This is a genomic window from Pseudomonas sp. TE12508 (assembly GCF_056279485.1).
This window is the reverse complement of record NZ_JBWCCN010000017.1, coordinates 113116-124597: the sequence shown is the minus strand read 5'-3', so window position 1 is coordinate 124597 and position 11482 is coordinate 113116. Positions and strand designations below refer to the sequence as shown.

At 59.5% G+C, this 11482-nt stretch carries 10 protein-coding genes; 4 read left to right on the top strand and 6 right to left on the bottom strand.

All coding sequences use genetic code 11. From position 1 onward, the window contains the following. Positions 1-51: 51 nt before the first annotated feature. A complete protein-coding gene (pgeF, locus tag ACZ9IM_RS22860; protein ID WP_476225024.1) occupies positions 52-777 on the bottom strand; it encodes a peptidoglycan editing factor PgeF in 726 nt (241 codons plus the stop codon). Then, on the bottom strand, positions 774-1736 hold the full coding sequence (gene rluD / locus ACZ9IM_RS22855; protein ID WP_095055713.1) for a 23S rRNA pseudouridine(1911/1915/1917) synthase RluD: 963 nt from the start codon (positions 1734-1736) through the stop codon (positions 774-776). The genes pgeF and rluD overlap by 4 nt, the downstream gene beginning before the upstream one ends. A gap of 151 nt (positions 1737-1887) precedes the next feature. Between rluD and ACZ9IM_RS22850 the strand changes: the two genes are divergently transcribed. From ACZ9IM_RS22850 to ACZ9IM_RS22835, 4 genes are all read left to right on the top strand, one after another. Then, positions 1888-2910, top strand: a complete 1023-nt coding sequence (locus ACZ9IM_RS22850; protein ID WP_008068432.1) for an outer membrane protein assembly factor BamD — start codon at positions 1888-1890, stop codon at positions 2908-2910. A gap of 136 nt (positions 2911-3046) precedes the next feature. Then, entirely contained in the window at positions 3047-3280 is a 234-nt protein-coding gene (locus ACZ9IM_RS22845) for a PP0621 family protein (protein ID WP_007901926.1), read from the top strand. Continuing rightward, positions 3270-4859 (top strand): ATP-binding protein, encoded by a 1590-nt coding sequence (locus ACZ9IM_RS22840; RefSeq protein ID WP_476225023.1) that lies wholly within the window; start codon positions 3270-3272, stop codon positions 4857-4859. The genes ACZ9IM_RS22845 and ACZ9IM_RS22840 overlap by 11 nt, the downstream gene beginning before the upstream one ends. A gap of 2 nt (positions 4860-4861) precedes the next feature. Then, a complete protein-coding gene (locus ACZ9IM_RS22835; RefSeq protein ID WP_008068430.1) occupies positions 4862-6202 on the top strand; it encodes a sigma-54-dependent transcriptional regulator in 1341 nt (446 codons plus the stop codon). Positions 6203-6310: 108 nt separating this feature from the next. Here ACZ9IM_RS22835 and thiO read toward each other — a convergent pair whose 3' ends face one another. Genes thiO through ACZ9IM_RS22815 form a run of 4 tightly spaced genes read right to left on the bottom strand, consistent with a single transcriptional unit; the run spans position 6311 to position 11472 of the window. Continuing rightward, positions 6311-7411 carry a glycine oxidase ThiO gene (gene thiO / locus ACZ9IM_RS22830; RefSeq protein ID WP_427627915.1) on the bottom strand — a complete coding sequence of 367 codons (1101 nt, stop codon included), beginning with the start codon at positions 7409-7411 and terminating at the stop codon, positions 6311-6313. Positions 7412-7467: 56 nt separating this feature from the next. Continuing rightward, positions 7468-7869, bottom strand: coding sequence for a type IV pilin protein (locus tag ACZ9IM_RS22825; protein ID WP_427627913.1), 402 nt, complete (start codon positions 7867-7869; stop codon positions 7468-7470). A 14-nt stretch (positions 7870-7883) separates the two neighbouring features. Beyond that, the gene (locus ACZ9IM_RS22820) at positions 7884-11006 is read right to left on the bottom strand and encodes a pilus assembly protein (RefSeq protein WP_427627912.1); all 3123 of its coding nucleotides are present in this window, start codon (positions 11004-11006) and stop codon (positions 7884-7886) included. After that, positions 10993-11472 carry a pilus assembly PilX family protein gene (locus tag ACZ9IM_RS22815; RefSeq protein WP_427627910.1) on the bottom strand — a complete coding sequence of 160 codons (480 nt, stop codon included), beginning with the start codon at positions 11470-11472 and terminating at the stop codon, positions 10993-10995. The genes ACZ9IM_RS22820 and ACZ9IM_RS22815 overlap by 14 nt, the downstream gene beginning before the upstream one ends. Positions 11473-11482: the final 10 nt, after the last annotated feature.

Sequence of the window (11482 nt, the reverse complement as noted above, 5' to 3'; positions counted from 1 at the left end):
GTCGATTCTGGGAGTTTCAAGCGTCTTGACGTTGATGCAAGTCAGGTAAGTCTAGCGTTCGAGCCAGATCAGAGAGGCAAACCGGCCGGTGCGTGGACTGCGGCGGTAAGAAAAGAAGCGTGGATCGGTCACGGTGCATAAACCGCCACCATAAACAGCGGTAACCCCGCGAGCGGCCAGACGCAAACGCGCCAGCTCATAGATGTCGGCCATGAACTTGCCGGCATTCTGGCTCGGTACAAAGGCTTTATCGGCTTCAGGCAATTGCTGGACGAAGGTTTCGCGCACTTCCGAGCCGACTTCAAAGGCTTGTGGGCCAATGGCCGGGCCAAGCCAGACCAGCACGTCTTCAGGCGGTACGGCCAGACTGTCGAGGGTCGCCTCCAGCACACCCGCCGCCAACCCGCGCCAACCGGCATGGGCGGCAGCGACGCGGGTGCCGGCGCGGTCGCAGAACAGCGCTGGCAGGCAATCAGCGGTCATCGCCGCGCAGGCGATACCGGGTGTTGCCGTCCAGCTGGCGTCAGCTGTGGCTACCAGGCCTGGATCCGCTTGGGCCACGACAATGCCGTGAACCTGCTTTAACCAGGCCGGCTGAATAGAGAAATGATCGGTAAGGCGACGGCGGTTTTCGGCGACAGCTTCGGGGTTGTCGTCGACATGATCGCCGAGGTTGAGGCTGTCGAACGGCGCCAGACTGACGCCGCCCGCACGGGTGGTAACGCAGGCTTTCACCCCGGCAGGCGCAGGCCAGTCGGGAATCAGCCAGTCATTCATCCGATGAACGCCTCACGGTCTTGCTTGAGCAGCGACAGCAACCAGACGAAATCGTCCGGCAGCGGCGATTCCCAGCTCATGCGTTTACCGGTGGTCGGATGATCCAGCTCCAGGAATCGCGCATGCAGCGCCTGACGCGGGAAATTTTTCAGGGATTCGACCATGGTCACACTGGCGGCCGGCGGAATTCGGAAACGACCGCCATAGGCAGGATCTCCGACCAACGGGTAGTTGATGTGCGCCATGTGTACGCGAATCTGGTGCGTACGGCCGGTTTCCAGCTTCACCCGCACGTGCGTGTGGGAACGGAAACGCTCGAGCACGCGGTAATGGCTGACGGCTTGCTTGCCACCTTCCATCACGGCCATGCGCTGGCGTTGCTGGCCATGACGACCGATCGGCGCGTTGATCTTGCCGCCGGCTGTCACCACACCGATCACGATGCACTCATAGATCCGGCTTACGCTGCGGCTCTGCAATTGCGTGACAAGCTGTGTCTGCGCCTGAATGGTCTTGGCCACCACCATCAGACCGGTGGTGTCCTTGTCCAGGCGATGCACGATACCGGCGCGGGGCACATTGATAATGTCCGGCACGTGGTGCAGCAAAGCGTTGAGCAAGGTGCCGTCGGCGTGGCCGGCAGCCGGATGCACCACCAGGCCCGCAGGTTTGTTGATCACCAGGATGTCGTCGTCTTCATAGACGATGTCCAGCTCGATGTCTTGAGCGATCCATTCGCCCTGAGCTTCCTGCTCGGCAGTCAGTTCAAGAACGGCGCCACCGTGAACGATGTCTCGCGGGCGGATAACCGCCCCATCCACAGTCAGGCGGCCGTCTTTGATCCAGGCGGAAAGGCGCGAGCGCGAGTGCTCAGCGAATAATTGTGCGGCGACTTGATCGAGGCGTTGGCCGCCCAATTCGGACGGCACCTCTGCGCGAAGTTCAATTTTATCGGACATGCTCAGACTAGGCGTCGGCACAGCCTTTGGTTTCGGCTGCGCGCTTGTGGTTAAATACGGCGTCTTTTGCCCCGAGGCTTTTCAACGGGGCACTCATCATAACAGGACGGCCCCGCCCAAGACAGCGGCCGTCATAGGGACGCAAGCCGCCATGCAAGTGAAACACCTGCTGCTGATCGCCATCCTCGCATTGACCGCTGCTTGCTCATCGAAGGAAGTCGTAGACGAAAACCTGAGCGAAGTCGAGCTGTACCAGCAGGCTCAGCACGATCTGGACAACAATAGCTACACCGCCGCCACAGCCAAGCTGAAGGCCCTGGAGTCACGTTATCCGTTCGGTCGCTACGCCGATCAGGCTCAACTCGAGCTCATCTACGCCAACTATAAGAACACCGAGCCTGAGGCTGCGAAATCCGCCGCCGAGCGTTTCATTCGCCTGCACCCGCAGCACCCGAATGTCGATTACGCCTACTACCTCAAGGGTCTGACTTCCTTCGACCAGGACGTCGGCCTGCTGGCGCGCTTCCTGCCGCTGGACATGACCAAGCGTGACCCGGGCGCCGCTCGCGACTCCTACAACGAGTTCGCCCAGCTGACCAGCCGCTTCCCGAACAGCCGCTACTCGCCGGACGCCAAGCAGCGCATGATCTACCTGCGCAACCTGCTGGCTTCCTACGAGATTCACGTTGCCGACTATTACCTGACCCGTCAGGCCTATGTCGCCGCCGCGAACCGTGGTCGTTACGTGGTGGAAAACTTCCAGGAAACACCTTCGGTCGGTGACGGCCTGGCAGTGATGACTGAAGCCTACCAGCGTCTGCACCTGGACGAACTGGCCGCAACCAGCCTCGAAACCCTGAAGCTCAACTACCCGAACCACCCAAGCCTGGTGGACGGTCAGTTCGTGCCCTCGAAGGACGAAGCCGACAACCGTTCGTGGCTGAGCAAGGCCACCCTGGGCCTGATCGAATCCCGTCCGCCGCTGCCACCGGGTGAAACCCGCGCCAACCAGGACGTGCAGAGGCAGTTCCAGGACGCCAAGGACTCGATTCCGAACGAGCTCAAGCCTAAAGATGAAAACGGCGATGTGATCGAAGAAGAGCAGCACGAGTCTGAAGCCAACAACGCCGACCGCTCGTGGTTCAGCTACATGACCTTCGGCGTGTTCGACTGACGCTGAGTGTTGTGCCAAGAAGGCGCCTTTCGAGGCGCCTTTTTTATTACCGGATTTCAGGGGTGAGCGTATTGCGCTGTGCGACCGACCCGTCCTTGGCTAAACTGCCAATTCACTACTCAAAAAGCAGCTCACCATGCTTCGTTTATTATTCTGGATCGCACTGATTGCCGCTGCGGTATGGCTCTGGCGCAAGTTCAAGGCCCCGGTTTCGGGCGCCAACACGCCGCGAGAGCAAGATGCTCCGCCCATGGTGCGTTGCGCTCATTGCGGCGTACATCTGCCCCGCGACCGCGCGCTGAGCCTTCAACAACAGTGGTATTGCAGCCAGGCTCACCTTGAGCAAGGCCCGGGTTCCAGTGATCGCTGAGACGTCCAGTCCCGGCAACAAACAGGCCCAGCGACTGCTGCGCCTCTATCACCTCTACCGTTTAAGCATCGGCATCACCTTGGTGCTGTTGATCTCCAGCAATATGGACAGCCAGTTGCTGACGTTTGCCAATGACGACTTGCTGCGCAACGGCAGCTGGTTGTACCTGGTGCTGAATATCCTGCTGGTGGTCTTTCTGGAGAACACCCGTCGCCCGGCGCAGTTGTTCGGCCTGGCGCTGGTCGATGTCCTGCTGCTATGCGGTCTGTTCTATGCCGCTGGCGGCATGCCCAGCGCCATCGGCAACCTGTTGATCGTGTCAGTGGTCATCAGCAATACCCTGCTGCGCGGGCGCATCGGCCTGCTGATTGCGGCTGTTGGCGCCCTCGGCATCGTGGGTTTGAGCTTCCTTCTGAGCTTCAGCCACCCCACCAGTCCCAATGATTACCTGCAAATCGGCACGCTCGCTGCTCTGTGCTTTGTCGCGGCATTGCTGGTGCAAGGCTTGATCCGAAGAGTTGAAGTCAGCGAAACCCTGGCCGAGCAGCGGGCCAGTGAAGTGCTCGGCCTCGAAGCCCTCAACGCACTGATCCTGCAACGCATGCGCACGGGCATTCTGGTGCTCGACGACCAACGGCGTGTGCAACTGGCCAATCACAGCGCCTTGACCTTGCTGGGACAGGAAAAACTCGATGGCCAACTGATCGACGACCATTCGATGCCTTTGGTCGAGCGACTCCAACTTTGGTTCAACAATCCGACTTTGCGCCCGCAAAGCCTGAAAATCGCCAGCAATGGCCTGGAGCTGCAACCGAGCTTCATTGCCCTGGACCAAAGCCCGCACCACCAGACGCTGGTTTTTCTCGAAGACCTCGCCCAAATCGCCCAGCAGGCCCAGCAACTTAAACTCGCCGCCCTCGGCCGCCTGACTGCCGGTATTGCCCATGAAATCCGCAATCCACTAGGCGCCATTAGTCATGCCGCGCAGTTACTGCAGGAATCCGAGGAACTGAACGGCGCGGATCGGCGTCTGACGCAGATTATTCAAGACCACTCTCAGCGAATGAATCGGGTAATCGAAAATGTCCTGCAACTGTCCCGTCGCCAGCAAACCGTGCCGCAACGGCTGGATTTGCGGCCATGGCTGGAGCACTTCGTGGCCGAAACCCGCGAGGGTGCGACTGAGCGTCAGCTAGTTCACCTGCGAATCGGTTCGGGGGACTTCACAACCCTGATGGATCCGAATCAGCTGACCCAGATTCTCGACAATCTGTTGCGCAACGCCTGGCGCCATAGTGCCCTGAACCATGATCAGGCACAGGTCTGGCTCGAGTTGTTTATTGACCCGGACAGCCAGTTGCCTACCCTTGAAGTCCTGGACAATGGCCCCGGCGTGGCGCCGGACCAGCGCTCGCATTTGTTCGAACCGTTCTTCACCACCAGCAGCCAGGGCACTGGCCTGGGGCTTTATCTGTCCCGTGAGCTGTGCGAAAGCAATCAGGCCCGCCTAGACTTCAAACCACGCCAAGGCGGCGGCTGCTTTCGCATCACTTTTGCTCACGGACGGAAACAAAGTTGAACATGAGCCCACGGCAAAAAATCCTGATCGTCGACGATGAGCCGGATATCCGCGAACTCCTGGAAATAACCCTGGGACGGATGAAACTCGACACCTTTAGTGCCCGCAACCTCGCAGAAGCGCAAGCTCTGCTGGCACGGGAGACATTCGACCTGTGCCTGACCGACATGCGCCTGCCCGACGGCACCGGTCTGGCACTGGTGCAGCACATCCAGCAGCGCTATGCGCAAGTGCCAGTGGCGATGATTACCGCCTACGGCAGCCTGGAAACGGCAATCAACGCCCTCAAGGCTGGCGCGTTCGACTTTCTGACCAAACCGGTCGACCTCACCCGCCTGCGCGAACTGGTCACCAGCGCCCTGAGTCTGCCGGCACCAGGCGGTGCCAGCAGCGTCATCGACCGTCGGCTACTGGGCGACTCCCTGCCAATGCGCAGTCTGCGCAAACAAATCGACAAACTGGCCCGCAGCCAGGCCCCGGTGTACATCAGCGGCGAGTCCGGCAGCGGCAAGGAGCTGGTCGCCCGACTGATCCACGACCAAGGCCCACGCGCCACCCGACCATTTGTGCCGGTGAACTGCGGGGCGATCCCTTCGGAATTGATGGAAAGCGAATTTTTCGGCCATCGCAAAGGCAGTTTCAGTGGTGCCATCGAAGACAAACCCGGGCTATTCCAGGCCGCCCATGGCGGCACTTTGTTCCTCGATGAAGTGGCAGACCTGCCACTGGCAATGCAGGTCAAACTTTTGCGGGCCATTCAAGAGAAAGCCGTGCGTAGCATCGGTGGACAGCAGGAAACCGTGGTGGATGTGCGCATTCTCTGCGCCACCCACAAAGACCTCGATACCGAAGTCGCCGCCGAACGCTTTCGCCAGGACTTGTACTACCGCCTTAATGTGATCGAATTGCGGGTACCGCCCTTGCGCGAACGCCGCGACGACATTGAGCTTCTGGCCAACAATATGCTCAAGCGACTGGCAACTGGCACTGGCCAACCTGCGGCAAAACTCCACCCGCAAGCCCTCGACGCACTGAAAAGCTATCGTTTTCCAGGAAACGTGCGGGAGTTGGAGAACATGCTTGAGCGGGCCCACACCTTGTGCGAGAACAAACAGATCGAAGCCAGCGACCTGCGGCTGGCCGAAGGCAACTGCAACCCGGATGGCGGCGTGCCGGACCTGACGCAGATCGACAACCTGGAAGCCTATCTGGAAAACGTCGAACGCAAACTCATCCTCCAGGCCCTGGAAGAAACCCGCTGGAACCGCACGGCAGCGGCTCAGCGGTTGAATCTGTCGTTTCGGTCGATGCGTTACAGGCTCAAGAAATTGGGGCTGGATTGAAAAGATCGCAGCCTTCGGCAGCTCCTACAGATTCAGTGTTCGCCGCCATATCGCGGTCAAACACAATTCAATGCAGGAGCTGCCGAAGGCTGCTCTTTTGATCTTCTGTCAAATACGCCCGGCCGGTGCATACGGCGCAGGATCGATAATCGGTGCCCGACCCAGCATCACATCCGCAAACAACTGACACGACGCCGGCGCCAGCACCAACCCATTGCGGTAGTGCCCGCAGTTAAGCCAGAGCCCGTCAAACCCCGGCACCCGACCGATATAGGGAATCCCTTCCGGCGACCCCGGCCGCAACCCGGCCCAATGCCCCACTACCTCGGCATCCGCCAGCGCCGGAATCAACTCCACCGCCGAAGCCTTCAGGCTTTCCAGCGCGGTATCGGTCGGCGTTTTATCGAAGCCTTCATGCTCCAGCGTACTGCCGATCAGAATGTGCCCGTCACGCCGAGGAATGGCATAACGACCCTTGGCCAGAACCATGCTTGGGAGGAAGTCCGCCGCGCACTTGTAGAGAATCATCTGGCCTTTGACCGGCTCGACCGGCAGTTCCAGGCCCAGGCTTTTCAGCAAGTCACCGCTCCAGGCCCCTGCGGTCAAAACCACCTGATCACCCGCAATGGCCCCCATCGAAGTCTGTACCCCGACCACCGCAGCGCCCTCACGGATAAACCCGCTGACCTCGCACTGCTCATGAATTGTCACGTTCGGCAGCGCCAGCAAGGCTGCCTTGAGGGATTTCACCAACCGTGGATTGCGCACATTGGCCACATCGGCCATGTAGATCGCCCGCGAAAAACCAGCGCCCAATACCGGCACCGCATCGTGTGCCGCAGAGATATCCACAGCCCGCAACGGGCGGTTTTCCCGTTTGGCCCAGGCGAGCGCTTCGGCTTCGTCATCCAGGTCCAGCCAGTACAACCCGGTGGTGTGCACTTCAGGATCGACACCCGTGGCGGCGTACAGACGTTCCGCCAGCTGTGGATAAAAATCCTGGGACCAATGAGCCAGCGCAGTGACCGCCGGGCTGTAGCGCCACGGGTAGAGCGGCGAGACGATCCCGCCACCGGCCCAGGACGACTCCTGACCGACATTCGAGCGGTCCAGCAGCACGACGCTCTGTACTTCGGACGCGAGATTGAACGCCGTCAGCAGGCCAATCACGCCGCCGCCGACAATCACCACTTGCTGTTGCCTGCTCATGTTCTGATCCAACCGTTCAATAGACAGAAGGCGCAAAGGGCGCCTGAAAAATAAACTCAGCGCCCCCAGCAATCCTTGGTGGTCAGGCCGGACGTTGCATTGACCATGCCCCGAACGCCAGTATTGGTCAGCGTGAAATTACCGCACTTGTCGCTCGCCATGCTCGAACCGGCCTTGCGTGTTGCCGTCAGCAGGAAGGTCTGATCGGTCAGGGTCGGGGTGATGGTATAGAAATCATTGCCGACACTCAGACCGCTGGCATTGGTATAGACATTATTCTTCGAATAGAAGCGCTCCAGGATCTGTGCCTGCTCGGAAAGCAGACCCGCCACTTCAGTACGACGGCCCTTTTTTACATACTCGGTGAGGCTCGGATAGCCAATGGTGATAACGATCCCGATGATCGCAATCACGATCATGATTTCGATCAGGGTAAAACCTCGATTGGATCTGCGCATGCCTCAACTCTCACTTACTGTATTTGTCGCCACATGATGCGGCGGCCGCTGCCGCCACCGGATTTTTCCACCAGAGTGGTCACGCCACCGCCGGAGTCGTTCACAATCTTGCGGGATGCGTCATTGACGACCGCATTCAGGGTCGGGATCCCACCGGTGAAGATCACCCCGCTGGAAATCGTGTCAGTGCTGTCGACCACTCCGTCAGCATTGGTGTCGAGCACCGCATAGTTGAGCATCTTACCGCTGAACGCATCGAGTTCGACCAGTTTGCCGGAGCCGAAGCCGGCACAGGGGTCAACGGTATCCATACTGGCCGTGGTAAAAACGATTCGCCCTGCCACGAGACTGGCCTGATTGATCACCCGCTCCCCCGTCAGTACGTTGTTGTAGACCAGCGGCAAGTACCAGCCTTTCTTTGCCGGGTAGGTCACCTCATTCTGGCTGGTGGTGATGAATTGCCCGCTGCTGCCAGAGAACACGCCAGTCACCGCCTGCGCCTGCAAGCTGGAAGTGGTGATTTGCCCAGCCCCCCCCTCCGCATCCCATACCGCGTAGAACGCCTGCAGATCCTTATTGGTCTTGTCGGCGCTCTCATTGAGTTTGCCGGTGCCGAACAACACTTGCTTGCCGCCCGATGCATGATCGGCGAGCAGCGGTTGTACCGTGATCGGCTGAGTCGCGCCGCCCGCGGTGGTGAACAACGGCTTGCCGGAAAACGCCACGCCCCAGGTATCGGTGGTGGTGCCGCTCAAATCGAACTTCCACAACCGCCCTTTCAGGTCGCCCCCATAGGCGGCCTGCACCACATTCTGCGAGTTGACCCGAAGCTTCACCGACGACAGGCCGTTGTTGGTTTCTGTACTGTCGACCACGATTTTCTTGATCAGCGAGCCGTCGCGGATATCCACCACATAAAGTGCTGCCACCCCGGAGTTGCTGCCATAACCGTTGGAGATAAACGCGGCCCAGCGACCATCGGCCAAGCGTGCCACTTCGGGGCGCGCATAGGCATAACCCAGATCATTGAAAACGTTCGCCGTACTGGCTGTGGTCGGCGCACTGATTTCCCACAACGCGTTAATCACGTTACCGGCCGAGGCGTCGAACAGCTGCAGCGCATAGAAGGTTTTGCCGCCCGCCCCTGTTCCACCAATCGCCAGGGTTTTCCAGGCGCTGTCGAGTTGGGCATCGAACACGCCGACCTGACCGTCGACCAGATATTTGTGGCTCACACCGTTGATATAAGTGGGATCAGCGATGTAGCGCAATGATGGCAGCACACTGGAGGGCATATAGCCGTAGCGTCTGACACCATTGGTCGAGTTGATGACGTTTACAAAACCGTCGTTGGCGTTCACCACCAGGCTGGCATTCATGTTGGCGGCTTTGGTAGCCAAATAGGTGCTGTAGGTAGTATCCCCTACCAGGTCGGACGCGGTTTGGTCCGTGGGCGCGGCCAGTACGAGAGGCGAATTGATGATATCGCCGAGCAATACACTGCGCGCTCTCAACCCGGTTTTGTTGGTGCCCTTGCTCCACTCCACCAGATCGCTGCCGGTAATACCGACGGGCAGGCTCTGGTTGAGGGAAGTCTGTTGGACCGTAGAGAAATTGTTATAGGCCAGGGTAACGACGGCGTTGGTCAGGGTATTCCAGGACTGGTAGGTCGGGACGGTAGCACCGGGCACGATGGTGGTGTCGGTCGTCCACAGCACCGCGGCCGTGTTCACCGCGCCCGCCGAGGTGAAGCCAAAAGACTTGATGGTGCCGCGCCAGTCCTTGGGGTCGTAGGTGGTCTGGAAGTAGGCTGAGTTGCTGGTCAGGGTCGTGCCGCTGGTAACGCCGCTGCCACCTGATCCGGCCTTGGCGGTGATGTCGCTCAAGGCTGAAGACAATGCGCTGTTGAGCCCCGCACCGTCGGTCGCCTGGTAGTACTTACCCTGTCCATAGCTGGCGGCATCCGACAACATCTGGTTTGCCGTGGTGAAACCCACGGTATAGGTGTTGAGGTTCTGCTTGGGAAAATCCAGGGCGTTCCAGCCTTTTCCTGTGATGTCGGTACCCGTGGACCGCATGTCAATATCGAAGGCGAACTTGGCGATGTCATCCAGATAAAAGGTGTCACCCTCTTTGTCGCCGACGGGGTTGGCGCCATCGTTACTGCTGATACCGTCCCAGTTCGGTAACTTGCTGGTACCCAGCGGATCGTCAGTCGGAAAGGTATGGTCGAAGGTCGGCAAACCACTAGTGATTACTACGCCGTAATTTCTCTGGCAGCGATACTGAATCGGACTGGTGTAGGTGGTAGGCGTCGAGTTGTTGTATGGCGCCATGCCACGGAAATAGCGGGTGATCTCGTAATAGGCTTCAGCCAGCGGCGTATCCGCCTGTGCGCTCAGTTCGTCGATTCCGGCGATCAGATCGTTGTAGTTGGCATCGGCCTGAGCCTGGGTCACGGTGCCGCTGACCGCCGACAAATCGCTGACCGAACGAACGATATAACCGCCGTCATTCTTATGGTTGCCGACCGCCAGGTTGAACGTCGACAGACCGATGCGCAGCGAGCGGTTGCTGGCCACCAACGCCTTGGAAACGTTGCGCGCTACATTCATCCGGTAGTCATTGGGAATCGAGCCATCGGTGAAATCCCGGTCGGAGTTGTTGGCCAGGCTTATCAGATAGGACAAGTAATTCGCCGTATAGAGCGTGTCTTCGCTCCCCACCGGATCGGGAAGCTTGAGGCAAAGCGACTCCAGACCGAGAAGGCTGTTCTTATAAAAACCGTACCATCCGTCCTTCGTGCATGTTCCATGAGTCAAACTCGACAAGGGAATATTGCCATCGGCCATGCCAAGCTCACGGCCTTTGTTGCACGAACCATTGGAGAGGCAAATAGTCACCGGGGCACGTGCGACCGTCGGATCGAAGCCTGCCGCCCAGATAATGCTGTTCATACTCTTCGAGTCGTCGAGCAACAGCATCACATTGGGCGCCACGGCGGCGGCGTTCAACAGCGGCGAATCCGAGGGTGTGAAGGCGTAAGTCGGTGCTGCCAGATAAAGGCTCAACGCCGCGCCGCAGAACAACTGCAACAACCAACGGCGCCAGCCTGTGCGTGCCTCAGTACTTCGCATAGATACTCTCCACCACACTGCGCGAATTGCCCGCGATGCCCACGGCGGTCACCCGGTACAGCGTTGTCGACGTGTTGCTCGGTACGTTCACGGCCGTCAGGGTGGTGCCGATGTTCTGCACCCCGTAAAAGCCGCTGCCGGAGGCGATCCAGGTCACCCCCGAGGTGGAGTTGAACCCGGCGGCGGTAATGACCGACGCTTCGGCCGGAGGTGCGCATTGGCTGGTACCGCTGCAGACCGGCAATGAATAGGTGTTGAGTTGCACCGCGCTTTCGCCAATACGCAATGCCGCTTCTGCGCCCTGGAACGACTGATTGCGCAGGATCACGCTGCTGGCCATTTTTTCCTGCAACGTGGCGCTCTGCATTGATGAAAGCCCGATCAACGTCAGCACCAGGAGAAACACCAGGCTGACCAGCAGCGCCATGCCGCGCTGGGCGTGAGGGGTCATGGGAGCAATACTCATCGGCTCTCCC

Coding starts and splice junctions, on each gene's coding strand:
- ACZ9IM_RS22815 (WP_427627910.1), bottom strand. CDS start 11,472: ATGAGTATTGCTCCCATGACCCCTCACGCCCAGCGCGGCATGGCGCTG.
- ACZ9IM_RS22845 (WP_007901926.1), top strand. CDS start 3,047: ATGCTTCGTTTATTATTCTGGATCGCACTGATTGCCGCTGCGGTATGG.
- rluD (WP_095055713.1), bottom strand. CDS start 1,736: ATGTCCGATAAAATTGAACTTCGCGCAGAGGTGCCGTCCGAATTGGGC.
- ACZ9IM_RS22820 (WP_427627912.1), bottom strand. CDS start 11,006: ATGCGAAGTACTGAGGCACGCACAGGCTGGCGCCGTTGGTTGTTGCAG.
- ACZ9IM_RS22825 (WP_427627913.1), bottom strand. CDS start 7,869: ATGCGCAGATCCAATCGAGGTTTTACCCTGATCGAAATCATGATCGTG.
- ACZ9IM_RS22835 (WP_008068430.1), top strand. CDS start 4,862: ATGAGCCCACGGCAAAAAATCCTGATCGTCGACGATGAGCCGGATATC.
- ACZ9IM_RS22850 (WP_008068432.1), top strand. CDS start 1,888: ATGCAAGTGAAACACCTGCTGCTGATCGCCATCCTCGCATTGACCGCT.
- thiO (WP_427627915.1), bottom strand. CDS start 7,411: ATGAGCAGGCAACAGCAAGTGGTGATTGTCGGCGGCGGCGTGATTGGC.
- pgeF (WP_476225024.1), bottom strand. CDS start 777: ATGAATGACTGGCTGATTCCCGACTGGCCTGCGCCTGCCGGGGTGAAA.